This is a genomic window from Pseudomonas sp. Tof1 (assembly GCF_055390395.1).
In genome coordinates, this window is sequence record NZ_AP024344.1 from 2,965,385 (window position 1) to 2,992,108 (window position 26,724).

Annotated in this window: 13 protein-coding genes and 1 pseudogene; 8 read left to right on the forward strand and 6 right to left on the reverse strand. The window is 63.1% G+C overall.

Annotated features, from left to right (window positions below; translation table 11 throughout):
* Window positions 1–85 precede the first annotated feature (85 nt).
* Together ahpC and ahpF are read left to right on the forward strand one after the other, a co-directional pair.
* Window positions 86–649 (forward strand): alkyl hydroperoxide reductase subunit C, encoded by a 564-nt coding sequence (gene ahpC / locus ACZ5KU_RS13675; protein ID WP_017907017.1) that lies wholly within the window; start codon window positions 86–88, stop codon window positions 647–649.
* Between the two features lie 125 nt (window positions 650–774).
* On the forward strand, window positions 775–2,340 hold the full coding sequence (gene ahpF, locus ACZ5KU_RS13680; protein WP_464737323.1) for an alkyl hydroperoxide reductase subunit F: 1,566 nt from the start codon (window positions 775–777) through the stop codon (window positions 2,338–2,340).
* Window positions 2,341–2,414: 74 nt separating this feature from the next.
* Here ahpF and gloA read toward each other — a convergent pair whose 3' ends face one another.
* The 4 genes from gloA to ACZ5KU_RS13700 all read right to left on the reverse strand — a co-directional run bounded on the left by gloA (window position 2,415) and on the right by ACZ5KU_RS13700 (window position 6,675).
* Entirely contained in the window at window positions 2,415–2,948 is a 534-nt protein-coding gene (gloA, locus tag ACZ5KU_RS13685; protein WP_054057501.1) for a lactoylglutathione lyase, read from the reverse strand.
* Window positions 2,949–3,560: 612 nt separating this feature from the next.
* A complete protein-coding gene (locus tag ACZ5KU_RS13690; protein WP_054057502.1) occupies window positions 3,561–3,920 on the reverse strand; it encodes a histone-like nucleoid-structuring protein, MvaT/MvaU family in 360 nt (119 codons plus the stop codon).
* Window positions 3,921–4,172: 252 nt separating this feature from the next.
* A complete protein-coding gene (locus tag ACZ5KU_RS13695; RefSeq protein ID WP_464737324.1) occupies window positions 4,173–5,723 on the reverse strand; it encodes an EAL domain-containing protein in 1,551 nt (516 codons plus the stop codon).
* A gap of 79 nt (window positions 5,724–5,802) precedes the next feature.
* Entirely contained in the window at window positions 5,803–6,675 is an 873-nt protein-coding gene (locus tag ACZ5KU_RS13700) for a LysR family transcriptional regulator (RefSeq protein WP_464737325.1), read from the reverse strand.
* An 89-nt stretch (window positions 6,676–6,764) separates the two neighbouring features.
* Between ACZ5KU_RS13700 and ACZ5KU_RS13705 the strand changes: the two genes are divergently transcribed.
* The gene (locus tag ACZ5KU_RS13705) at window positions 6,765–7,706 is read left to right on the forward strand and encodes a DMT family transporter (RefSeq protein WP_273824059.1); all 942 of its coding nucleotides are present in this window, start codon (window positions 6,765–6,767) and stop codon (window positions 7,704–7,706) included.
* Between the two features lie 245 nt (window positions 7,707–7,951).
* A complete protein-coding gene (hppD, locus tag ACZ5KU_RS13710) occupies window positions 7,952–9,028 on the forward strand; it encodes a 4-hydroxyphenylpyruvate dioxygenase (RefSeq protein ID WP_054057505.1) in 1,077 nt (358 codons plus the stop codon).
* Between the two features lie 148 nt (window positions 9,029–9,176).
* On the opposite strand, the gene ACZ5KU_RS13715 is transcribed toward hppD, so the two are convergent.
* Together ACZ5KU_RS13715 and ACZ5KU_RS13720 are read right to left on the reverse strand one after the other, a co-directional pair.
* A complete protein-coding gene (locus ACZ5KU_RS13715) occupies window positions 9,177–9,818 on the reverse strand; it encodes a DUF1345 domain-containing protein (RefSeq protein ID WP_273824057.1) in 642 nt (213 codons plus the stop codon).
* Between the two features lie 23 nt (window positions 9,819–9,841).
* Window positions 9,842–10,036: a hypothetical protein gene (locus tag ACZ5KU_RS13720; protein ID WP_464737326.1), complete on the reverse strand. Its 195-nt coding sequence runs from the start codon at window positions 10,034–10,036 to the stop codon at window positions 9,842–9,844.
* A gap of 154 nt (window positions 10,037–10,190) precedes the next feature.
* On the opposite strand from ACZ5KU_RS13720, the gene ACZ5KU_RS13725 reads away from it, so the two are divergent.
* The 4 genes and pseudogenes from ACZ5KU_RS13725 (at window position 10,191) to ACZ5KU_RS13740 (ending at window position 26,712) form a co-directional block, all read left to right on the forward strand.
* Window positions 10,191–11,393: a substrate-binding domain-containing protein gene (locus ACZ5KU_RS13725; RefSeq protein ID WP_464737327.1), complete on the forward strand. Its 1,203-nt coding sequence runs from the start codon at window positions 10,191–10,193 to the stop codon at window positions 11,391–11,393.
* Window positions 11,394–11,605: 212 nt separating this feature from the next.
* Window positions 11,606–24,135 (forward strand): annotated as a pseudogene (locus tag ACZ5KU_RS13730) (filamentous haemagglutinin family protein).
* A gap of 280 nt (window positions 24,136–24,415) precedes the next feature.
* The gene (locus ACZ5KU_RS13735) at window positions 24,416–25,021 is read left to right on the forward strand and encodes a transposase (protein ID WP_054057509.1); all 606 of its coding nucleotides are present in this window, start codon (window positions 24,416–24,418) and stop codon (window positions 25,019–25,021) included.
* A complete protein-coding gene (locus tag ACZ5KU_RS13740; RefSeq protein ID WP_416773233.1) occupies window positions 25,018–26,712 on the forward strand; it encodes a ShlB/FhaC/HecB family hemolysin secretion/activation protein in 1,695 nt (564 codons plus the stop codon). The genes ACZ5KU_RS13735 and ACZ5KU_RS13740 overlap by 4 nt, the downstream gene beginning before the upstream one ends.
* The last annotated feature ends 12 nt before the right edge of the window (window positions 26,713–26,724 follow it).

A 26,724-nucleotide genomic window follows, 5' to 3' on the forward strand; every position in this document is an offset into this window, starting at 1 on the left:
GCATCAGCTTTGCCAATGAGCCAGATCGCAAAAGAATGGCTAGGATTCTCCCATCAAGTTCACAACCACTGACGGAGAGTCAACGATGCCTATCATCAACAGCCAAGTTAAGCCCTTCAAAGCAACCGCCTTCAAAAACGGTGAATTCGTCGAAGTGTCGGACGCTGACCTGAAAGGCAAGTGGTCTGTCGTGTTCTTCTACCCAGCCGACTTCACCTTCGTCTGCCCGACCGAACTGGAAGACCTGGCTGACAACTACGCCGAATTCCAGAAGCTGGGCGTCGAGATCTACAGCGTTTCGACCGACACCCACTTCGCCCACGCTGCCTGGCACAACACTTCGCCAGCCATCGGCAAGATCAAGTACACCATGATCGGCGACCCGACCCTGGCCATCTCCCGCAACTTCGACGTGCTGATCGAAGAAGCCGGCCTGGCTGACCGCGGTACCTTCGTGATCAACCCTGAAGGCCAGATCAAGATCGTTGAAATCAACGATGGCGGCGTAGGCCGTGACGCTTCGGAGCTGCTGCGCAAGATCAAGGCTGCCCAGTACGTCGCTGCCCACCCAGGCGAAGTCTGCCCAGCCAAGTGGAAAGAAGGCGAGGCCACCCTGGCGCCTTCCCTGGACCTGGTCGGCAAGATCTAAGTCCATGCTCCAGTCGAGGGCGGTCATCCGCACTTCATAAGTCAGCCGCACCGCCCCATGACGCCCGGGTGGTATCCACCTGGGCGTTGTTATTTCTACCGTATTGAAAAAGGGAAATCGCCCGCATGTTGGACGCCAATCTTAAAGCCCAGTTGAAGTCGTACCTGGAACGGGTTACGCAACCGATCGAGATCGTCGCCTCCCTCGATGACGGCGCGAAATCTCAGGAAATGCTTGCGCTGCTCAAAGACGTCGCCAGCCTTTCGACTCATATCACCCTGCTGGAAAACGGCAGCGATGCGCGCAAGCCATCGTTCTCGCTGAACCGCCCCGGTGGCGATATCAGCCTGCGTTTTGCCGGCCTGCCCATGGGGCATGAATTCACTTCGCTGGTGCTGGCCCTGCTGCAGGTCGGCGGCCACCCATCGAAGGCCAGTGTCGAAGTGATCGAACAGATCCGCTCGCTCGAGGGCGAGTACCACTTCGAGACCTATTTCTCGCTGTCCTGCCAGAACTGCCCGGACGTGGTCCAGGCGCTGAACCTGATGGCGGTACTGAACCCGAACATCCGTCACGTCGCCATCGACGGTGCGCTGTTCCAGGATGAAGTCAACGATCGCAAGGTCATGGCTGTACCGAGCATCTACCTCAACGGCGAGAACTTCGGCCAGGGCCGCATGGGCCTGGAAGAGATCCTTGGCAAGCTCGACACCGGTGCCGCCTCGAAGCAGGCGGAAAAACTCAACGCCAAGGAGGCCTTCGAGGTCCTCGTGGTCGGGGGTGGCCCAGCCGGTGCCTCGGCGGCAATCTACGCTGCGCGTAAAGGCATCCGCACCGGTGTTGCGGCCGAGCGTTTCGGTGGCCAGGTGCTGGACACCATGGCGATCGAGAACTTCATCTCGGTCCAGGAAACCGAAGGGCCGAAGCTGGCCCGGGCCCTGGAAGAGCACGTACGCCAGTATGACGTCGATATCATGAACCTGCAGCGTGCCAGTGCGCTGATTCCGGCGAAGAATGCCGGCGGCCTGCACGAAGTACGCTTCGAGAGCGGTGCCAGCCTCAAGGCCAAGACCGTGATCCTTGCCACCGGCGCCCGCTGGCGCGAAATGGGTGTGCCGGGCGAGCAGGAATACAAGGCCAAGGGCGTGTGCTTCTGCCCGCATTGCGATGGCCCGCTGTTCAAGGGCAAGCGCGTCGCGGTGATCGGCGGGGGCAACTCCGGTGTCGAGGCGGCCATCGACCTGGCCGGTATCGTCAGCCACGTGACCCTGCTGGAGTTCGACGGCAAGCTGCGCGCCGACGCCGTACTGCAACGCAAGCTGCACAGCCTGCCGAACGTCAAGGTGATCACCAGTGCGCTGACCAGTGAAGTGAAGGGCGATGGCCAGAAGGTCACCGGCCTGGTCTACAAGGACCGCGATTCGGGTGAGTTCCACACCGTCGATCTGGAAGGGATCTTCGTGCAGATAGGTCTGCTGCCGAACACCGACTGGCTCAAGGGCACCATCGAGCTGTCGCCACGGGGCGAGATCATCGTCGATGCGCGGGGCGAAACTTCGCTGCCGGGGATTTTCGCGGCCGGTGACGTGACCACGGTGCCGTACAAGCAGATCGTGATTGCGGTGGGCGAGGGGGCCAAGGCTTCGCTGAGTGCCTTTGATCACCTGATCCGGACTTCGGCTCCGGCCTGATCGCCCTCCAACAGGGTGATGGTGTAAAAAAGCCCATGGATCCTTGGTCCATGGGGCTTTTGCGTGACAGCGCCTTATTCGGCGTCTGTCAGCGGTGCTGGCTGGATGATTTCAACCCAGTAGGCATCCGGGTCCTTGACGAAGGCCAGGTGTTTCATGCGGCCGTCGCTCAGGCGTTTCTGGAATTCGACGCCCAGGGCTTCGAAGCGCTCGCAGGCGGCACGGATGTCCGGTACCGAGACGCAGATGTGGCCGAAGCCGCGCGGATCGGTGTTGCCGTTGTGGTAGGCAAAGTCCGGGTCGTTTTCGGTGCCGTGGTTGTGGGTCAGTTCCAGGATGCCGGGAATCGACTTCATCCATTGTGTACGCTCGGCCGCATCGGCCGGAATCTGTGCCTTGTCGACCAGGGCCAGGAAGTACAGGCTGAATTCGGCTTCGGGGAAATCACGCTTCTCCACCAGGGAGAAACCCAGTACCCGGGTGTAGAAATCCAGGGACTTGGTGATGTCCTTGACGCGCAGCATGGTGTGGTTGAACACGAAGCCCCGGGTGGCGCTGTCGGGTTGGGCGGTTACGCCAGGGAAGGTGTTCAGGTCGTGCAGGCTCATAAGCCCTCCGCGAAGGTGATGGAACGGCGGTCGCTCATTGGACCTTGTGGGAAAGGGATGATACGGAAAGCGGACTCAAGCTCCAAATCCGCTCGACCCGCATTCTGGAGCGCTGTTCAAGGCGAAAGGTAATAGCCGGCTACTTCACTGGCTTGGGGCGTTATATGCAGAGGCGACGGGTAAATATCGAAGGCATAAAGAAGCCCGCCGAAGCGGGCATTGGGGCGCTAGTCCTTTAGCAGCCTTCATCCTGTAAGAGTTGATGTGAAAAAAATGTGAAAGATGCAAGGCGGCGTTTTTTATCCGACCGACGCAAAGAGGTACGACTGTTCACTCAGGAGTGTGGGGGATTTTTTACAAGCGGATCAGGTTTGATGGCAGTAGTCCATAGCCTACTGGCAAACTGTCATTAACCGATCCGGATGAAAGTTTCGAACGGGTTGAACTCTTTTGAACTATGCCTGTCGGGCGCTGAAATATCTGGCGCCTGCTTGCGCCGCCAGTAGGCTGGCGATTGCAGTGGCATACAACTGTCACACTCGGCGGGCAAGGTTATATCCATGAAAAAACCCTGCATGTGCAGGGTTTGTTCTTTATCGACCGACCGGGCAGTTAGCTGCGAACCCAGGAATCGACAGTCGCGGCACCGTACTGTTCTTTCCAGGCCTTGAGACCACGGTGATTGCCGCCCTTGGTTTCGATCAGTTCGCCGGTGTGCGGGTTCTGATAGACCTTGACCACGCGGGCACGGCGCTGTTTCGGTGCCTGGGCGGCCTTGCCGAAGCTGGCGTGCGGGTCGAGGATGGCGATGATGTCCCGCAGGCTTTTGCCGTAGTTCGTCATCAGGTCATTAAGCTTCTTCTCGAACTCGATTTCCTTCTTGAGCCCGGCATCGTTCTTCAATGCTTCCAGCTGGGCGAGTTGTTCTTGAAGGGCTTTTTCTGCGGCACGGAACTCAGCGAGTTTGGACAAGGTTTTTACTCCAGTGGTCTATTGGGTTGCGGGCAACCTGTAACGAGAGAGACAAGCCGGCGCTTGCAGTCGATCCGATAAGGCGTTGTCGGTAACGCCCGGAATGCCGCGGATCATTATTGATAAGCCAGAGGCTTTCCCGTCGATTTACTGCAGGCAGGAAAAGTGTAGTAGTTATTTGTCCAAGAGTAAATCATATGTCCGGGGCGGCAGATGTTACCGGGATTGAACCGTTATCTTCGCCGCCGGACACTATTCACGATATTCACTGGCCTGGCGTTTCAGGCTATTGAGGAAGTCTGCCGCCGGCAACGGCTTTCCAAACAGATAACCCTGCAGGAAATCCACGCCGCGGGCGGCCAGATAATCGCGTTGCTCGGTTGTTTCCACCCCTTCGGCGACGATGCCCAGTTCCAGTTTGACGCTCAGTTCGATAATGCTGTCGAGGATATGCCGCGACAACACATCGGCACCGATCATGGCGACGAAACTCTGGTCGATCTTCAAATAGTCGACGTTGAACTTGCGCAAGTAACTCAGGCTGGAATGGCCGGTGCCGAAATCATCGATGGCAACCATCACGCCCAGGTCGTGCAATTGTTCGAACAGTTGGTGGGTGACCTCGCCGGGTTCGATCAGCTCGCGTTCGGTCAGCTCCAGCACCAGCCGGATCTGGCCCGGAGCGAAGGCCGCCAGGAAATCCCGGCAATCCTGCACCAGTTGCAGGTCGTGGCAGTGCTGGGCGGTGATATTCACACCGACATGAAACCCCGGCTCCAGCGACGCCGAATGGGGCGCGAGGAGGGCGGCGGTCTGCTGCAGCAGCGAGCGGGTCATTGGTACGATCAGCCCGCAGTGCTCGGCGAAGGGAATGAACAGGTCGGGGCGCACCAGGCCTTCGCGGGGGTGGTTCCAGCGCATCAGCACCTCGAGACCGGACCATTGCAGCGTGCCGCTGCGCACCACCGGCTGGAAATACGGGATGAACTCCCTGGCCTCGAGTGCCCGCCGCAGTTCGTTGCTCGGCGCGCCCGAGCGCTTCTGCAGCCAGCGGGTGGTGATGCCCGCCAGCAGGCCGAGGATCAGCAGCAGCGCCAGCAGTTCCCGATACTCCCTGACGAGGTAGCGCCAGGTCTCGCCCTCGGCAAAGCCCGCACTGACGCTGAACGGAAAGCGGGTGGAGCGCAGGGTGGTACGGGCCACGGCGAAAGCCGGGGCCTTGCCGTCCATGATCTGGCCCTGGCCGGAGGTCCAGGCGTTGCCGACCTGCAACACCAGGCCGGTCTCGCGCCCCATCAGGTGCAGCAGGTTGCTCAGGTGATAGCCGTCGATACTGACAATCGCCGCACCTTTGCCCTGCGCCAGCCGATAGGCCAGCAGCGATGAGCCGGGCGTCACCGTGTTGCCCTTCATCAGCCAGAGACTGCCGGCGACATAGTTGGCCGGATCGATGACTTCCTGGTAGGGGCCGAACAACGATGTGCAATACAGGTTGTTGTCCCAGGCCAGGTTGGCGGCGCGCACGAACGGGCGGCGGGTGACCTGCTCGCGCAGGGCCAGTTCCACCTGGGCGCAGGGGCGCCCGGCCAGTGGCACGATGGCGTGGGCGGCCCGTTCGGCGTTGTCGAGCATCAGCTCGAACTGCTTCAGGGCATCCTGGGCGGTTTCCCGGGTATTGGCGTTCAGCGCCCGGTCGGCCTGCCAGTGCAGGATGGCGATACCCGAAACGACGGGCAGCAGGCCGATCAGCAGATTCAGCCCGTAGCGGGCAGGCCAGGGGCGGCCTTTGACAGTCAGTGGCATGGGAAGACCTGTTTGGGCAGGGGAAGCGGTGGGTGGCACGGCTCCTGGCAGGATAGTCGGGGCTGATGCATTCGCACGTTCAACGATGATTGCCGCGTGTGGCCAGGTCGAGGAACGCCTCGGTCGCGGGGGAAACCGCGCGGCGGTCGAGTACGGCCAGGCCGATCTGGCGCGTGACCGGCGGCGACAGGGGGCGGCTGACATAACCCGGGGCCGGGTGGTCGGGCAGCGACTGCTCGGCAATCACCGTCAGCCCTTCGCCACGGGCCACCGCCGCGAGGATGCTGAGCAACTGGGTGGTGCGGTAACGCACATCGGGTACCAGGCGCTGGGCGGCGAACAGTCTGGAAACCAGTTCGCCGGAGCCGGCACCGGTGAGGATGAACGGCTCCTGGCAGAGTTCCCGGAGTTCGACCGCCGCCTTGTGGCTCAAGGCGTGGCCGACCGGCAGCAGGGCGATCATCTGGTCCTGCACCAGGGGGATGGTGTCGAAGCGTTCTTCGGGCAGCACCACGAAACCGATGTCGATGCGCCGTTCTTCCAGCCATTGCACGACCTGGCGGTCCGGCCCTTCATCGACATGCACCTGGATACCGGGATGCTCGCGCCGGTAGCGTTCCAGCAGCGCCGGCAACAGTTTGCTGGAAGCGGTCGGACCGAAGGAGCCGATCCGCAGGGTCCCGCTTTTCATGCCCCGGGCGTCGGCGGCCTCCTGCTTCAGGGTCTCGGCCAGCCCGAGCATGGCCCGGGCCCGCTGCAGTAACTGCGCACCGATATCGGTCAGTTCCACCCGGTGCTGATGACGGCGCAACAGCTCGACCCCCAGTTCCTGTTCCAGGCCCTTGAGGGCATGGGACACCGCCGACTGGCTGATTCCCAGGCGATGCGCGGCGCTGGTGAAACCCTGCAGTTCGGCCACCAGGGAAAACACTTCCAGTTGGGTCAGGGTCATGAGTTTTTACTCATTTTACGATGATTGCGAATAAGAAAAATAATGCGCGCAGATTAGCAACCCATCGGGCCGCGTGCCCAGGAGAAATCATGCACACCCAGGCCGGCACCTTCAGCCACAGCGACGAACCGTGGGTCTATCTCAAGCTTGCCGGGGTTTCGATGATCTGGGGCGGCACCTTTGTCGCCGGGCGTTTCCTGAGCGCCGACATCGCCCCGTGGTTGCTGGCCAGCCTGCGGTTCCTGCTGGCCAGCCTGATCCTGCTGGGTTTTATCCTGCTGGCGCGGATCCCGCTGGTGCTGCCTGACCGGAAACAGTTCGCCCAACTGCTGGTGCTCGGCTTCTTCGGCATCTTCTTCTACAACCTGTGCTTCTTTTATGGCCTGCACTACATCGACGCCTCGCGGGCCTCGCTGATCGTGGTGCTCAACCCGGCGGTGTTCGGGCTGGCCTCCTGGCTGTTCTTCAAGGAGCGCCTCGGTGCCGTGAAGGTCCTCGGTATCCTGGTGTGCATGGGCGGCGCTGGGCTGGTGATCGTCAGTGGCAACCATTCGCTGTTCGCGGGGGCGAGCCAGGCCTGGATCGGTGACCTGCTGATCTTTGGCTGCGTGCTGTCGTGGGCGATCTACTCGCTGTTCTCCCGCAACCTGACCCGCGCGCTGGGGCCCTTGGCCACCGTGACCTATTCCATCTGGCTCGGCACGGCGATGCTGTGGCTGGCGACCTGGCTGCGCGGGGAGGCGAGTGTCGAGGTGATCCGCGCCCTGACACCGCAGCAGTTGCTGAGCCTGGTCTATCTTGGCGGCCTGGGTTCGGCGCTGGCCTACATCTGGTACTACGATGGCATCCAGCGCATCGGCGCGACCCGCGCCGGGGTATTCATCGGCCTCAACCCACTGACCGCGGTGATCTGCGGCGCGCTGTTGCTGGGCGAGCAACTGACGCTGATCATGTGCCTGGGCGGTGTGCTGATCCTGGTCGGCATCTACCTGTGCAACCGGCTGGCATCGCCGTTGCCCAACCGGAAGTGAAAAGTGATACGGACAAAACGTTTTACGCCATGTAGAATCTGCTTACGCATATAAGAATAATGTCTTCTGGCGACAGAAGCCTCGCCCTGAGAGACTGGGTTGCAATGAAGATACTCGGGTTCAAACTGATCTACGGCGACTTCCTTGCCCGCAGCGTGCGGGGGATTTCCTGCGCGCCACCCTCCAGCGTCCGCATCGACAGCAACTAACCGACCGTTACTTGATTGATATGATGAGGCGCCACCATGGCAGATATCTTTGAAAACCCGATGGGCCTGATGGGCTTTGAGTTCATCGAATTCGCATCGCCGACCCCGAACACCCTGGAGCCGATCTTCGAGATCATGGGCTTTACCAAGGTCGCGACCCACCGCTCGAAGAACGTGCACCTGTATCGCCAGGGCGCGATCAACCTGATCCTCAACAACGAGCCCCACAGCGAAGCCTCGTACTTCGCCGCCGAGCACGGCCCGTCCGTCTGTGGCATGGCCTTCCGTGTGAAGAACGCGCAGAAGGCCTATTCCCGTGCCCTGGAGCTGGGTGCCCAGCCGATCCACATCGCCACCGGCCCGATGGAACTGAACCTGCCGGCGATCAAGGGCATCGGCGGCGCGCCGCTGTACCTGATCGACCGTTTCGGCGAGGGCAGCTCGATCTATGATATCGACTTCGTCTACCTCGAAGGCGTCGATCGCCACCCGAAAGGGGCGGGCCTGAAGATCATCGACCACCTCACCCACAACGTCTATCGTGGGCGCATGGCCTACTGGGCGAACTTCTACGAGAAGCTGTTCAACTTCCGCGAGATCCGCTACTTCGACATCAAGGGCGAGTACACCGGCCTGACCTCCAAGGCGATGACCGCGCCGGACGGCATGATCCGTATCCCGCTCAACGAGGAGTCGTCCAAGGGCTCGGGGCAGATCGAAGAGTTCCTGATGCAGTTCAACGGCGAAGGCATCCAGCACGTGGCTTTCCTCACCGACGACCTGGTCAAGACCTGGGATGCGCTGAAGAAGATCGGCATGCGCTTCATGACCGCGCCGCCGGACACCTACTACGAGATGCTCGAAGGCCGCCTGCCGAACCACGGCGAGCCGGTCCAGGAACTGCAATCGCGCGGCATCCTGCTGGACGGCGCCTCGCAGGAGGGTGACAAGCGTCTGCTGCTGCAGATCTTCTCGGAAACTCTCATGGGCCCGGTGTTCTTCGAGTTCATCCAGCGCAAGGGCGATGATGGTTTCGGCGAGGGCAACTTCAAGGCGCTGTTCGAATCCATCGAGCGTGACCAGATTCGCCGTGGTGTGCTGACCACCGAGTAATCCTGCCATTTGCTCCTGCCGGACATATCCGGTTCTTCCGGATGTTTCCGGCCCTGTAGGAGCAGGGCTTGCCCGCGAAGCTTTTAGCGCCCTCAAGGCCGTCTTCGCTGGCAAGCCAAGCTCCTACAGTCTGGTGTAAGCCAGCCTTTCAGCCAAACAAGCCCGCCGCAATGTTGATCGAAAAACCCAATATCGCCGTATTGAACAGAAACCCGATCAACGATTGCGCCAGTACCACCCTGCGCATCGCTCGGGTCGCCACACCGACATCCGACGTCTGCACCGCCACGCCAATGGTGAAAGAGAAGTACAGGAAGTCCCAGTAATCCGGATGCTTTTCACCATCGGCAAAACGCAACGGCGGTTCATCCTCATCCGACAGATAGAATTGCCGCGCATAGTGCACACTGAAGATCACTCCGATCAGCAGCCATGAACCCAGCACCGTCAACCCGGTAAAGGCGTAGTGCCAGGCCCGGGCATGCGCCTCCAGATCCTTGCCGCCGGCCAGCTCGACAGTGATCGCCGCCAGGCTGGCAATCGCCGCGATCGACACGATCAGCAACACCGTCCCGGCATTCTCGTCCTCGCGTTCGACGAACCGCTGCACATCCTCCGGCCGGGACCGCACGGTCAGCCACAGCATCATGGCCAGGTAGGACCAGACGGCACTGTTCCAGCCAACAAGGATCTTGGTCAGTACCGGGCTGATCGGCACCAGTACGCCAGCGGCCAGGCCGAGCAGGGTGGCGATGGTCAGGCGGGGATGGGTTCGGGCAAGGTGGGGCATGAAGGGGAGCCTGCAGGTTTTTCTCAGATTTCCTGCACCTTAGCAGGAACTGTCACTTCAGAACTCGGGTTCCCTGTTCTGTCATATCCGCAAAAGGGTGTCGCGGTTCCTGTCGCCTGTAGCGCAGGGCTCTTTGCCACTCCCGAAAAAACACGGCGAATTTGCAGTAAAAACAGCGAAATCACCCGATAAATAATTTGAAAATCAATCGCATCCACCCGAGGTTTTTTCCTTTATCTGTCACCGGAAGTTGAGAACTTCTGCGTCATGGCCTCAGCCCACAAGTCGTCTGGAACGAAGGCGACGCATCGAGCGCCATGGCGTCACGAACGAGCAACCTCAACGTACGAACACGACGAAAGGAGATTCTTCATGTTTAAGCGCAACGCTCTGGCAGTTTCCCTGGCTCTCGCCGCCCTGTGCACCGCACAGGCTGCAATGGCTGACCTCAACGGCGGCGGTGCCACCCTGCCACAACCGCTGTACCAGACTTCCGGCGTACTGACTGCCGGTTTTGCTCCCTACATCGGCGTAGGCAGCGGTGCAGGTAAAGCAGCTTTCCTGAACAACGACTACACCAAGTTCGTGGCCGGTACCACTGGCAAGAACGTGCACTGGGCCGGCAGCGACTCGAAACTGACCCAGGCTGAACTGGATGGCTACGTCTCCGCTCACGGTGCCGCCTGGGGCCCGCTGATCCAGGTGCCATCGGTTGCCACTTCGGTTGCCGTTCCTTTCAACCTGTCGGGCGGCAATAGCGTCAACCTGACCGTTGACCAACTCTGCGGCGTGTTCTCCGGCCGTATCTCCAACTGGAGCACCATCGTTCCAGGCGTCAACAAGAACATCCAGATCGTTTACCGCAAAGCCAGCAGCGGTACCACCGAGCTGTTCACCCGCTTCCTGAACGCCAAGTGCTCGGCTGCAACCGAAGGCGGTACCTTCGCCGTCACCACCACCTTCGGCACCAGCTTCTCGGGTGGTCTGCCAGCCGGGGCCATCAGCGCCGACCAGGCTTCGCCCGCTCAACCCGATACCAGCGCCGGTGTGATGGCGGCTGTCAACGCTGTAGAAGGCCGTGTGACCTACATGAGCCCCGACTTCGCCGCGACCACCCTGGCCGGTCTGGACGACGCCACCAAAGTGGCCAAGATCAACGGCCTGTCGCCAGCCCCTGCCAACGTTTCGGCCGCCATCGCTGCCGTACCGGTTCCAGCTGCCGCCAACCGTGCCAACCCCAACGCCTGGGTACCTGTTTTCGCTGCTACTGCCAGCTCCACCGACTCAAGCGTCGTAGCCTACCCATCTTCGGGTTACCCGATCCTGGGCTTCACCAACCTGGTGTTCAGCCAGTGCTACGCCGATGCGACCCAGACCTCTCAGGTGCGTGACTTCTTCACCCGTCACTACGGTGCCAACGCTGCCAGCAACAACGACGCCGCCATCACCGCCAACCGCTTCGTGCCGCTGCCTGCTGCCTGGAAAGTGGCTGTTCGCAGCAGCTTCCTGACCGCGACCAGCGCCCAGTACATCGGCAACACCAGCGTCTGCAACACCATCGGCCGTCCGCTGTAACCCTGGCTTCAACGACTGGCAATACCCGATCAGCAACGGTCCTGCCGTTGCTGATTTCTTGCGTCTGGGAGCACGGTTCCCGGCAGATGAATTTTCCATGACAGAAGTTCGGTCGCGACCTTCCGCAACCGCCTATCCGGTAATGAGCAACGCCCCGTCACCGATCGGGTCATGTGTTGCCGCCCTTGGCACGATCTGAAAAGGATGGAGTGATGCTGCGCTGCAAACCCTCGGCAAGACCCAACACCCGGCGTCACGACGATGCCTCCTCGATCCTGCGGCTCAAGCCCCTGGCCCAAGCCATCGCCCTGTGGATGGTGGCGGGCAGCGCCCAGGCGGAAACGGCGTTCAGTTCGGCCTGGTTCACCAACAAGGGGGCCAACCTGTCGGCCACCGCGGCGCGCAACAACAGTGGACAGATTCCGGGTATCCCGACCCTGGCGGAGCAGAGCCGGGCCAACCAGCAGTTGCAGCGTTCGCTGGGCAATCTCAACAGCACCGTGGCCGCCATCGCCGCCCAGCAGGCGGCCCAGGCGGCCGGTCGCCAGGCGGCGCTCGGCCAGTTGAGCAATATTCCCGATGGCCTGGGCAAGGGCGGCCTGCAGGTCGACAACAGCCTGACCCAGGGCTGGCTCAATGCCAAGGCACCGACCCAGACCCAAGCCGGTGGCAAGACCACCGTGACCATCGAACAGACCGCCGACAAGGCGATTCTCAACTGGGAAACCTTCAACGTCGGGCGCAACACCACGGTGGATTTCCAGCAGCAGTCGAACTGGGCGGTGCTCAACCGTGTCAACGACCCGCTGGCGCGTCCGAGTGAAATCCAGGGCCAGGTCAAGGGCAATGGCACCGTGATGATCATGAACCGCAACGGTGTGGTTTTCAGCGGTTCCAGCCAGGTCAACGTGCGCAACCTGGTGGCCGCTGCGGCAACCATCAGCGACGATCAGTTCATCCAGCGGGGCATCTACGTCGACACCAATGGCACCCAGCCGACCTTCACCGATGCGGCGGGCAAGGTCGAGGTTCAGCGTGGTGCGATCATCCAGACCCTGGCGCCCACCTCGTCGACCGAGGCCGGCGGTTATGCGCTATTGCTCGGTTCCGAGGTGGAAAACGCCGGGACCATCGCTACTGCCAAAGGCCAGACCACCCTGGCCGCGGGTGACAACTTCTACATTCGTCGCGGTGTCGGTACCAGCAGCAACCAGCGTTCGACCACCCGTGGCAACGAAGTGGCGACTTCGCTGAAAGCCGGCAGTACCGCCGGCAAGGTGAGCAACAGCGGTCTGATCCTGGCCTCCACCGGCGATATCACCCTGACCGGGCACCAGGTACAGCAGAACGGTGTGGCGCTGGCGAGCACCTCGGTCGACACCCGTGGCACCATTCACCTGCTCAACTCGGCTACCGACACCACCGGTAGCGTGACCCTGGGGCAGGGCAGTACCACCGCGATCCTGCTGGAAAACACCGATGCCACTGCTCTTGACAGCCAGCGCAACAACGGCCTGACCGGTCTCGACGGTTTGCCAAACACCCTGATCACCGGGTTCTTCAACAACCTGAGCACGGTCAGCGATCGCACCGACCAGTCGCGCATCGAGATCGTCAGTGGGGGCAACGTCGACTTCCAGAAGGGTTCCATCACCCTCGCCACCGGCGGCCAGGTGGCCGTCAGTGCCGCCCAGCGCAGCCTGGTGCGTGATGGCGCGGTGATCGACGTTTCCGGCGCGGTCGGCGTGAAGGTCTCGATGGAGTCCAACAACATCAAGATCAACGTGCAAGGTAACGAACAGCGCGACGCACCGGTCAACCGTGACGGTGGCAAGCTGATCAACAACGACGTCTGGGTCGACCTGCGCGAGCTGGTGTTCGTCCCCGCCGGCACCAACGGCTATGCCACCGATCGCTGGTACACGGCGGGCGGTCTGTTGGAAGTCGGCGGGTATCTCGGTACCCAGGGCCACAACATCGGCGAATGGATGGCCCAGGGCGGCACGCTGACCTTCACCGGCAAGGAGGTGGTGACTCAGCAGGGCGCACAGCTCAACCTGTCCGGCGGCACCGTCGACGTACAGTCCGGCTACATCCGGCAGACCTGGCTCAAGGGGCCCGACGGTCGCCTTTACGAATTGTCCCGGGCCCCCGGAGACATTCTCTATTCGGGGATCTACAAGGGCTTCGAGTCCAGCAGTGCCCGCTGGGGCCAGACCGAGTATTTCTACAACCCGATGATCGCGCAGCAGCAACGCTATGAATCGGGTTACACCGTGGGCCGTGATGCTGGCAAGCTGGTGATCGGTACCAGCAACGCGGTGCTGGAAGGCCAGATCGTCAGTGAGGTGTTCAAGGGCGACCGGCAGAATCAGGCGCCGAACCTCAATCTCGATGGCTACCAGCAATCGCGCAACGCTGTCGCCCAGCGGGCGCAGCTGATTTTCGGCAAGTACACGCCGATCCATGACAAGAAGACCGGCACCCTGCGCTACAGCCTGGACGCGGTTGCGGACCAGGTGCAGATCGGCGACGGGGTCGAGCAGATTGCAGCCGGACTGGACCTGGGCACCGCGTTGCCAGCCAATCGCCAGGGCACCCTGTACCTGGACAGCGATCAACTCAATGGTTTCCAGCTCGGCGCCATCAAGGTGGCGGCCAGGCAGCAGGTCCAGGTCAATGGCGACCTGAGCGTGGGCAAGGGCGGTAATATCACCCTGTACGGGCCGCAGGTTCGGGTCAATGCCAACCTGACCGCTCACTCCGGTGGCCTGCATCTGGGCAACGTGCTCAATCAGGTGAACTCCGCCAACCCGACCCAGGGCGTCATCGACCAGATCATCCAGCCGGCGGCTGGCCAGAAGGCCGTGGTCGACATCGTGGCTGGGGTGAAACTCGATACCACTGGCCTATGGAGCAACCTGGCGCTGGATGGCGATAACAGCCGGTTGCCCTATATCAACGGGGGGGCGGTTTCGCTACGCAGTACCGGTGATGTGACGCTTGGGACGGGAAGCCTGGTCGATGTCTCTTCGGGGGCTGCCCTGCTCAATAATCGCAAGCTCAGCGGTGGCAAAGGGGGCGACATCACCCTTGCTGTCAACGTGGGTAACTCCACGGCGGCAGCTGATCTGACGCTTGCTGGTGAACTGCGTGGCTACGGCGTCAACGGTGGCGGCACCCTGAGGCTGCAGGCCGGCAAGGTACAGATCGGCGACAGTTCGACACCGGCAGCTTCCGGTACCCTTCAACTGGCGGACGATTTCTTCAACAAGGGGTTCTCGGCCTACGACATCACCGGAAACCAGGGGCTGACCGTCACCGACGGTACTCAGGTCGACGTAAGCATGCCGGTCTATCGGGTCGGGGAGCAGGCCGGCGACATACCGTCGGGGGGATCGCCATCGACACTGCTGGAACGCTGGACGCCCGATCTCTACCAGAACGATGCCGCCAAGGGGGTGCTGACACAGCGTAGCGGCGCCAGCCTGAGCCTTAACGCGGGGACGAATACATCCAGTGCTGCCGACATGGCCAGCACCGTACTGAGTGTCGGCCGCGGTGCGCTCATCCATGTCGACCCCGGCCAGGCCATCGCCCTGAACAGCATCGGCCAGCTGACGCTGGATGGCACGTTGAGCGCCTGGGGTGGCAAGGTCAGCCTGGGGGCGATCACCACAGGGAGTTCGGATCAGGTCAATGCCATCGGCCATGGCCGCTCCATCTGGGTAGGCGAGCACGCCCTGATGGATGTGGCGGCCAGGGCCGTGACGGCGACGGATGCCAGTGGTCGCGTCTACGGCCGGGTGGCCAACGGCGGCAGTATCAGCCTGGGTGGCACGTTCGACGCCGCGACGGGCAAGGTCAAGGCGGCCGACCTGTTCCTGGTGGTTCGTGAAGGTGCACGACTGGAGGCCTCCGGCACACAGGCGATGCTCGACGTCCCGGGGCAGGGGCGCACGCTGGTCGCCAGCAATGGCGGCAGCATCACCCTGGCCTCGAACAACGGCCTGTACCTGGATGGCCGTTTCAATGCCCGCGCCGGTGCAGAGGGCGCTGCTGGCGGCACGCTGACGGTGGCCCTGCAAAGCCAGGCGTACTTGAAGGCGTTTGCCACCGATCGAGTGCTGAACTACCGCGAGTTGGTGCTCAGCCAGAACCGTCAGGCCAATACGCTACCGACCACGGCCGAGGACGCGGCGGGTGTGCTGACCTACGGGCAGGGCCGGTTCGGCGTCGACCAGTTCGAGGCTGGAGGTTTTGACAACCTGACCTTGTTCAGCAGTGGCTTGTTGAGCGTTGATGGCGATGTGACGCTATCGACACGCCAAAGCCTGCAACTCTATTCCAGCTACCTGGGATTGACGGGCAACGCCGCGGATCAGGCTCGGGTTCGTCTTTCCAGCGCCTATCTGCTGTTGGGTGGGATGCTCGAGTCATTGGGGAAAGAGAGCTATGTCGTTCCCGGCCTGAACGGTCGTTCGCCAACCCCGCTGGGCCATGGTGTGTTCTCTGCGGATGCCAAGCTGATTGATGTGCGCGGTGACGTTACCTTCGGGGTCAAGAGCTCCGTCGCGTACCTGGGCCAACCGGCGGTGGCCATCGAGCGTCGAGGTTTCGACCAGGTGGAGCTGACCAGCCAGGGCGACTTGCGCTTGCTGGCGGTTTCCAGCGATACCGATGCAACGACAGGTCCCAAGACAGGTCTGTACACTGCCGGTGACATGACTCTGCGTGCGGCCCAGCTGTACCCGACCACACAGACCAGTGCCGCCATCATGGCGGGTTCCGGAGGCAGTGGTAGCGGTTTCGATCCGACGCGAACCTTGACCATCGGTCGCGTGGGCGATGCCAGTGCGCCGATTCCCTATTCGGCTTTTGGTCGCTTGCGGCTCGGGGCGGCGGTCATCAAACAGGGTGGCGTGGTCCGAGCGCCCCTGGGGCTGATCGAAATCGGCAGCGGCCTGGGCACCCCAGGCGTGGAGAAAGTGGAACTGCTTCCCGGCAGTATCACCTCCGTCAGCGGCAAGGGCCTGGTGCTTCCGTATGGTGGTACCTTCGATGGCCAGACCTATTACTACAACGGCAAGGCCGTGGAATTCCTCGGGCAGGGCGGTACACCCACCGCCAACCGCGGATTGCAGGTGGGTATCGCATTGGGTGGCAAGTCGGTGTCGGTCCTGCCCGACGCCACCCTGGACCTGTCCGGCGGTGGCGACCTGCTCGGTGCCGGTTTCATTTCCGGGCGTGGCGGTTCCACTGATGCGCGTTTCAATCCATTGGTCCAGTTCGGCTCCGATGGCAGCTTCCTGTTGCCGGGCCTGGCGACCAACCCGATCTATGCCATCGTGCCCGGCGTGCAGCCGGGTTATGCGCCGGTATCACCGGAAGGGGGCGCGGTCGACCCGATGATCGGCCAGCAGATCACTCTCGGTGCAGGGATTCCCGGGCTGCCGGCTGGCACCTACACCTTGATGCCTTCGACCTACGCCCTGTTGCCCGGTGCCTTCCGGGTCGAACTGAATGGTTTGGCAACCGGCGGCACGGCGGGTGGTACGCAACGGATGCGCAACGGATCGTGGTCAACCTCGGGCCAGTTGTCCATTGCCAACACCGGTATCCGCAACGGTGTCGCCAACCAGATCATCCTGACCTCCGGCGACGTCTTGCGTCGCTACTCGCAGTACAACGAAACCAGCTATGCACAGTTCGCGATTGCGGACGCGGCCCGCCTCGGCGTGCCCCGGGCCCTGCTGCCGAAGGACGCCCGGACGCTCAAGCTGGAGTTGGAAAAGGGCGCCGGGGAGAAAGCCTTCACCTTTGCGGGGATCGGCAAATTCGACGCCGCCGAAGGGGGGTATGCCGGTACGGTCGCGGTGTTGGGCAGTAACGGCTCCGCGTTGGAAATCGTCGGCGCCGGGCGCCAGGCCACGGCGCAGTTTGACGGTGTGACCCTGGATGCACAAAGCCTGAGTGCCCTGGGGGCGGGGCGCATGGTGATTGGCGGGTTGCCGACGCTGACCTATGGACAGGGCGGCAACTACATCACCCTGTCGAAACTGTCGAGCAGCATCGTCATGCGCGACGGCGCGACCCTGGGAGCACCGGAGGTGTTCCTGGCCACCGGTTCCGGGGACATCGTGCTGGAGCAGGGCGCCTCGATCAACACGCTGGGTTATGGCAACGCCGCCTACGATGCCCGGAACGGCTTTATCTATCAGGTTGGCAACCTGCTCGCCGTCTCCAACGGTCTGCTCAATGTCGTCAACCTGCCTGAGGGCCAAACGGCGGTGACGGGCGGGATCAAGGTGGGTACCTGTGCCCTTGTCCCGTGCACCGGCCAGACTTCGCTGTATTCCAACGGCAGCATCGCCGCTGTCACGCCGACAGCGTTCCAGCTCGATGACAAGGTGCGTTACGGCACTCGTCACCTGACCCTGGCCCTGAACAATATCAACGTCGGTACGCCGGAAGCGCTGGCCGATGCGGTGGCCGGCAATCGGCTGCCGGCCGGCCTGACGCTCAACCAGCAACTGATCGATCGCCTGCTGCAAGGTGACACCCAGTCCGGTGCGCCGGCCCTGGAGACCTTGCAACTGTCGGCGCGTGATGCGTTCAACTTCCATGGCACCACGACGCTCGATACCTATGACGTACAGACCGGCAAGTCGCGCCTGAGCAACCTGATGTTGTCCACTCCGGCGATCTACGGTGCCGGTGGCGCTGGCGACGTGGCCACGATCCATACCGCCAACCTGATCTGGCTGGGCTCGGACAAGCCGGCCGGTTCGGTGATCGCTGGTGGCGCGGGAACCGGCAGCGGGCGCCTGGATATCAAGGCCCAACGCATCGAGTTCGGTTATGGCGACTTCGCCCAGCCCAATACGGTCAAGAGCTTCGATCGCCTGGTGCTTGGTTTCGCCAACGTCAATCTCAACGCCAGCGAACGCATCACCGCCAACCACAAGGGCAGCCTCTCGGTCTACCGGAGCCAGGGTGCCTACGAGGCCGGCAAGGGCTTCCAGTACAGCGGCGGCAACCTGAACGTCCTGACCCCGCTGATGACCGGTGAGGCTGGCTCGGTGAACCGCATCACCGCTGGTGGCACGATTGACGTTTCGTCGTCGGGCGCCGCTGTGGGTGAGGTGAACGGGCAGGGCGCCGAACTGGCCCTGCAGGGCAGCAGTATCCGACTGGCCAGCGCCGTGGTCCTGCCCAGCGGCAAGGTCACTCTGGGGGCGACCGGTGACGTGCTGCTCACCGATGATGCCCGGCTCGATGTGGCCGGGCGGGCCATTGTCTTCAACGACGTGACCAAGTACGGCTGGGGCGGCAGCGTCAGGCTGGAGAGCCGCAACGGTAATATCCACCAGGCGGCGGACTCGCGTATCGACCTGTCGGCCAGGTACAACCAGGCCGGGACCTTGAGCGCCGTGGCGCTGGATGCAGCGGCCGGTATCGTTGACCTGCAGGGGCGTATTCTCGGCTCCAGCAGCGGTTATTACGATGCGGGCGGCACCCTGATGCCGTACACGGCGGGGGGCGTTGAGATCCAGGCCCAACGGCTGGGAGCGACGGGAACGCTCGATGAGCAGTTCGCCGCCCTCAACCAGCGGATCAACGAGGGGCAGGTTACCGGTTCGCGCAGCTTCCAGCTCAAGCAGGGCGACCTGACCATTGGCGAGGGTCTCAAGGCCGGTGACGTGACTGTCTCCATCGACAACGGCAGCCTGCGGGTGAGCGGCACCGTCGATGCGAGCGGCGAGCGGGTGGGCAGTATTCGCCTGTCGGCGAAAAACGGCCTGACCCTGGACGGCAGCGCCGTACTCGATGCCCATGGTACGCGCCTGCGGGTCGACAGCTACGGCAAGATCATCGATTCGCCGAACCGGGCGATCGTCGAACTCAACTCGGGCAATGGTCAGTTGACCCTGGGCAGCGGTGCACGCATCGACCTGCGCCACGGCACCGATGGGGCGCTGGGCAATCTGCCGGGGCAGAACGACGGTCGTGCCCGCGGTACCCTGGCGTTGAATGCGCCGCGCCTGGGCGGCGTCACCGGCGGCGACATTGCCATCGATGCCAGCGGTCCGCTGAACATCCTGGGGGCGCGTTCGATCGCCGTCAACGGGACCTGGCGCTATGACGATGCGGCCTACGGCACCGATCCGGCGGCCAGCGGCCGTCCCTACCAGATCATCGACCAGGCCTACCTGGACGCCAAGCATTTGCAGAGTACCGCGTTCATCAATGCTGCCCTGGCCAATGCCAGCCTGATGCAAGGCAAGCTGGCGGGCTTGAACAACGCCACCTATGCCGATGCCTTCCATCTGCGTCCCGGCGTGGAGATTGTCAGCGCGACGCCGGACGGCGACCTGGTGGTGCAAGGCGATATCGATCTGTCGGGTTATCGTTATGCCAGTGTGAACCCGAACACCCGGAAGACCGGGGTCTACGGTTCCGGCGAAGTCGGCAGCCTGACCTTGCGGGCCGGTGGCGACCTGAATATCTACGGCAGTATCAGCGACGGGTTCGCGCCACCGCCGGCGACCCAGGACGACAAGGGCTGGATCTTGCTGCCAGGGATCGACATCAATGGTGGCGATACCGTGGTACCGGGGGCCGGGGTGACGTTGGCCGATGGCACGACCTTCCCCGGCGGCGTCACTCTCAACTACGACTTGCCGATAAAGGGCTTGCAACTGGCGCCTGGAACCCGCCTGCCGATATCGGCGACACTCGACCAGGCGCTGTCGCTGCCGGCGGGGACCGTGTTGGCGGCAGCGGTACGCGACGCCTCCGGCAATATTCTATTTGCCGCCGGTACGTTGTTGAGTCAGTCCCAGACCCTGGCGGCGGGCACCCAGCTGGATGCCGGCAGCCTGCTTCCGGTGGCGGCCAACTTCAAGGCCCTGACCTGGCCCAGGGGCGTGCCGTTGCCGGGCGTTGCCGGTACGACGCAGACCGTGGTCCTGAATGGGAACCAGGTTCTGTCCCGGGGCGCTCTGATTCCTTCGGGTACCGATGTAAAACTGCTGGCGGGCGTGGAGTCCATCCAGTTGCGTCCTGAGGTTGCCGGCCGCCAGGGGCAGATCTGGGCCGTTGCGCCGATGCTGGCTGAAGGTTCGCAGTCCTGGTCGCTGCGCCTGGTGGCGGGAGCCGACACCGAAGCGGCCGACAGCCGTATCGTCCAGCCGTACCCTGTCAGCGGTGACCTGCATCTGGCGGATACCCATTACGGCATGTTCGGCAAGGCCAAGCCGGGTGGCTATGTCTGGACCGAAGAAGGTTCGCTGAACTGGGCCGGCGATACCAGCCTGGTCGGCCAACCCATCGACTTCGATGCCATTGGCTACCCGGATCTATGCACCGACAACCCGACGTTCTGCAAGGCAGCCACCAGCTATGTCTGGACCGAGGAGGGGTCGCTGAACTGGGCCGGCGATACCAGCCTGGTTGGCCAACCCATCGATTTCGATGCCATTGGTTACCCTGAGCTATGCACCGACAACCCGACGTTCTGCAAGGCGGTCGGTCAGTCTCAGTTGGTTGCCGGTAGCCAGCGCTTCAGCGTGGTTCGTACCGGCACGGCAGACCTTGAATTGCTGGCCGGTGGCGATCTGAAGATGGACTCGCTCTACGGCGTCTACACCGCCGGCAACTCATCGACAGCCACCTCCGCCAATGATCCCTACAACCAGGCCCGGGCGCGGGGGACCGGCGGAACAGTCCTTGGCGATGCCTTCGGTGGCTACGAGGAGCTGGTCAATGGCAGTGCCACCAGCGTTTACCGTGCCTGGTACCCGGACGCCGGTGGCAACCTGACCCTCAAGGTGGGCGGCGATCTCACCGGCAATATCATGGACCGTGTCTCGACTGGCCTGGGACGGCCCAACTCGGCGGACCTGGGCCATGACACCGCCGGTGTCGGCAACTGGCTCTGGCGCCAGGGCAGCGGCAGCGTCGACACAGGGGGACAGGCACAGCCAACCGCCTGGTGGATCAACTTCGGCACCTACACCAACACTGCCGCACTGGGCGGCAGTGGCGCCGACCAGATGGTCGGTTTCACCGGGTTCGGCACCCTGGGCGGCGGTAATGTCGATGTCCAGGTGGCGGGGGATGCGGGCATCCTGGCCCCCCTGTCCGGGGCGGCGTTTGCAACGTCGATCAACCCGCGCAGCCAGGGCCTGGTGCTTGCCGTTGGCAGCACGGGGCGGGTAGCGGCCGATGGCAGCGTGCAGATGACCGGCGGTGGCGATCTGAACCTGCGGGTAGGGGGCGCGCTGAACCCGGCCAGCGATCTCACCCAGGGACAGCAGAACGGTTTGCTGGTCGACCTGCGCGGGCATGTGCAACTCAATGGCGCATCGATGGGCAGCGTGGCCTTGCACTACGGCAACCAGGCCACGGACCAGGCACCTGGCGAGTTCAGGGCCTATGATCCGACGATCGCCACTCGCGCCCTCTCGGCCGGCGGCATGACGCTGGTTCCGGGGGATGCCACGTTCAATCTGTCTACGCTGGGCGATCTGGTCGTACAGAACGTGCAGGATCCGGGTAGGGTCGCCCTGATGAACGCCACGCCTTTTGTCAGCGGCGGCGTCAATGGTGCGGGCCAGAGCTGGTTCACCCTGTGGACCGGGCATACGGCGATCGATCTGTTCTCGGCCGGTGGCAACCTCACCCCCTATACCCTGGGTACCGTCACCGATGCGGCGGTGGTCTACCCCTCCATCCTGCGGGCGGTCGCGGCCAGCGGCAGTTTCTACTATGGCAAGGCTGCCACCAGCCAACTGAGAGACCCCGAATACAAGGCACCGTTACTGTTGGCACCTTCGGTGACCGGCGAACTGCAGTTCCTGGCCGGCGACTCCATTTACGCCAGTGGGTTCAGCGTCAGTCGTTCCGGCGCGGCCGCTGAAACGATGGCGACCCCCTGGCGTCCGGCATTCGCGGGCTTGATCAACGGCAGTATGGTGACCAACGGCAACAACCTGTCGACGGATGGCAACACGGCCCAGGTACCGGCGGTATTGCCCCTGTTCGCCTTTGGCTCCGCCACCGCCTCCGACACCATTGCCGCCAGCCGTCTCCCTTCGCGCTTCTACGCGCTCAACGGCGACCTGCTGGGCGTCACCAGCGGCCGAATCATCAGCTTCCAGGGGACTGGCACTCCACGCTTTGGCCAGACCTGGTACGAAGGCGCCGGCCCGGTCTGGATGATGGCTGGTCGCGATATCGTCAGCAGCGGTACCGCACTGGGCAGCAGTGATTCGGGCATGACTGATATCAACAAATACACTAGCACGGGCAACCTGTTCGTGCACAACGACCCGAACGACGTTTCCATCGTTTCCGCCGGCCGCGACATTCTCTACAGCAACTTCACGGTGGCCGGTCCCGGTACCCTGGAGCTGACGGCAGGACGCAATATCCTGATGGAAGACAAGGCCAGCATCACCAGCATCGGTGCCGTGGTCCCCGGCGACAGCCGCCCGGGTGCCAGCATCGTCATGCAGGCCGGCTTCGGCACGAATGGCGCGGACTACCTGCGTTTCGTCCAGACCTACCTGAACCCGGAGAACCTGGCACAGGCCGGCCAGTCGTTGAGCGGCGGCAAGGTGGCCAAGACCTACGGGACCGAACTGGTCGCCTGGCTGGCCGAGCGGTACGGCTTCAGTGGCACTGCCGATCAGGCGCGTGCCGACTACGCGGCCCTGTCGCCCGAGCAACAGCGGATCTTCGCCCGCGAGGTCTACTTCGCCGAGCTGAAAGCGGCGGGACGCGAGTACAACCAGGTTGGCGGACCACGCCAGGGCAGCTACCTGCGCGGTCGCGAGGCCATCGCCTTGCTCTTCCCGCAGACCGACGTGGCGGGCAACCCGATCACCTACCAGGGCGACATCACCTTGTTCGGTGGCGCCGGGGTACACACCGACTTCGGTGGCAACATCCAGATGCTCACGCCGGGCGGTGGCCAGGTATTCGGTATCGAGGGCGTGGCGCCACCGTCCACGGCCGGCGTGATCACCCAGGGTGCCGGCGATATCCAGCTCTATTCCCTGGACAGCATCCTGCTGGGGCAGAGCCGGATCATGACCACCTTCGGCGGTTCGATCATGGCCTGGTCGGCGGCCGGCGACATCAACGCCGGCCGCGGTTCGAAGACCACCGTGGTCTATACGCCGCCCAAGCGGGTCTACGACAACTGGGGCAATGTCACCCTGTCGCCCTCGGTACCGAGCACCGGGGCGGGGATCGCGACGCTCAACCCGATTCCGGAGATCGCGCCGGGCGACATCGACCTGATCGCGCCGCTGGGCACCATCGATGCCGGCGAGGCGGGAATTCGGGTGTCGGGCAACGTCAACATCGCGGCCTTGCAGGTGGTCAACGCGGCCAACATCCAGACCCAGGGCAAGTCCTCGGGGTGCCTATGACCGCGTCGATCAACACCGGGGCCATGACCGCCGCCAGCTCCGCCGGCGCTGCGGCCTCCCAGGCGGCCGAAGACGCCGCGCGGCAGCAGCAACAGGCGGCGAAGCAGGATCGGCCGTCGGTCTTCACCGTCGAGGTGCTCGGTTTCGGCAGCGAACCGGTGACCCCGAGTCGCGACAGTGCCAGCCACACGCCAGCCTATAACCCCGACAGCCCGGTCCAGGTCCTCGGTGCGGGCCCCTTGAGCGAGCAGGCCAGGCTACGCCTGACCGAAGAGGAACGGGGCAACCTGACCTTGTAAACGCGGGTTCTTTCTCCTCTCCGGCGGCCTTGATGGCCGCCTTTTTTTGCCCGGCCGTCCTGTGGCGGGCAATCCCACTTCCATGGGCCCCACCGGCGCCTACGGGCATGGATTTTTCAGGCCGCACTTGCTGGCCGGAAAGCGCCAGGAATGAAGCTTTTGTGACAAAAGTTCGGTAGCACAAGGCCAGCCCCGTCTTGGATATGTAGAACGGGCACGGAGGCGTCAGGCCCCGTTTTCCAAGGTTTCAGGGAACGCTGGAGGGGAGGGTATGGGGACTATGGAACGCTACTCGAAAGTGGGCATGCAGGAGCTGGACCAGCGCCTGTCGAAGATCGTCGAGGCGGCGCGCAAGAAGCCGGTGTCGGTCTATCGCTACGGTGCACCGTGGGTCTGGATCGTGTCCCAGGAAGATTGGCAGGGCGCCTTGAAGGAGGTCTCCAGCTACATCCCGCCCGGTCACTCGCTGGTGCTGCTGCGGCCACAGATCGACGACCTGCTCGACGAGCATCGCGACGTCCTGCTGGCGGCGGGGGCCAACGCGAAGATGCTGATCGCCCCGCAGACGGTGATGCACATCCTTCTGCTGCAACTGCTGTATTCGGTGCCCGGCGAACAGCAGTTGTACGAGCAGCTCAACTACAACCTGCTGTTCCGCTGGTTCGTCGGCCTGGACCTGAACCAGAAGGTCTGGAGCTTCAACGTCCTGAGCAAGGACATCGCCACGCTGCTGGACAACCCGCAGGCCGTGCTGCTGATCCAGAAAATCGTCGGTGAACTGTTCTGTGGCGCCCTGCTGCAGATGCCGGAGTTCTCGCTGAACTTCGCCTTGTTGCACACCTGGCTGGCACGGCATCCATCGCTGGCGATCACGAACAACCAATGAGGCGCCAGGGGCGACAGCCCCGGCCATGCGGCCTCGACAACGCTCGGGGCCATTTCTTGAATCAAGGGGGCGGTGTGGAGCATCTGTTCTTCAAAGAGACGGCGCGACCGACAGGGGCACGACGCGCCTGGCCGGCCGGCGCGGGCCTGGTGCTGGCCCTGCTGGCCGGGCCATCGGTCGCCGAGGAGGCTCCGGTGGCCCGTCTGGTGGACGTCAACGAGTACGTCGTGCGCGGCAACACCGTGTTGCAGGCCCGGGATATCGAGGAAGCGGTCTACCCGTTCCTCGGTCCGCAGAAGGCCCTGGCCGATATCGAAGGCGCCCGCGATGCCCTGCAGAAGGTCTACCAGGCCAAGGGGTATCAGTCGGTGTTCGTCGAACTGCCCGAGCAAAAGGTCGAGGGTGGCATCGTCTTCCTGCAGGTCAGCGAAACCAAGGTTGGCCGGGTGCGCGTGGTGGGTGCCAAACACTATTCGCCGGTGGAGATCCGCGAAGACGTGCCGGCCCTGAAAGAGGGCGAGGTACCGGATTTTGCCAAGGTCCAGAGCGAGTTGGCGGCGCTCAACAAGGGTGCCGGTCGCCAGGTCATGCCGCTGGTGCGCGAAGGCCAACGGCCCGGGACCATGGACGTTGACCTGCAGGTCGAGGACCAGAATCCGTGGCACGCCAGCCTTGGGCTGAACAACGACTACAGTGCCGACACCAAGGAGCTGCGAGCAGTCGCCTCCCTGGGTTACGACAACCTCTGGCAACTGGGGCACAGCGTCTCGCTGACCTACTTCACCGCCCCCGAGGACCAGAGCAACGCCAAGGTCTGGTCCGGTTCCTACAGCGCACCGCTGAGCGAGCGCTGGACCCTGCAGTTCTCCGGTTACCAGTCCGACAGCAATGTCGCCACCATCGGCGGCAGCAACGTACTGGGCAAGGGCCATTCCTATGGCGTCTCGGGTATCTACACCTTGCCTTCCAGCGGGGCCTGGGCCAACTCGTTCTCCATCGGCGTGGACTTCAAGGATTTCGAGGAAGAGCTGAAGTTCGGCAGCAGCAGCGACCAGATTCCGCTCAAGTACGCCCCGCTGACCTTTGGCTACAACGGCTACCGCTATACCGAAAGCGCCCAGCTCGGCCTGGGCCTGAACCTGGTGGCGGCGACCCGCAGCTTCTTCGGCTATGGCAGCGATTCCGACGAGTTCGACTACAAGCGCTACCGTGCCAGCCCCAGCTTCACCGTGCTCAAGGGCGACCTGAATTACACCTACACCTTCACCCGCGACTGGCAGTCGGCGTCCAAGGCAGCCTTCCAGCTGGCGTCCGGCCCGCTGGTGTCCAACGAACAGTTTTCCGCCGGGGGCGCCACTTCGGTGCGTGGCTACCTGGCGGCCGAGCGCTCGGGTGACAGCGGGATGCTGTTCTCCCAGGAACTGCGCACGCCATCGCTGGCCAGGTTTGTCGGCAGCTACGTCAAGGAGTGGCGCTTCTACGCCTTCGCCGAAGGCGCGCGGCTGACCCTGGAAAAGGCCCTGCCCGAGCAGGAAGACGAATACAGCCTGGCCAGCGTCGGCCTGGGGACACGCGCCAGCCTGAGCAAATGGCTGTCCGGCAGCCTGGATTGGGGCTACCCGCTGCTCGACGGCCCGAACACCCGCAAATACGACTCACGTCTGCACTTCAGTGTGCAGGCGACTTTCTGACCCTTTTACTGA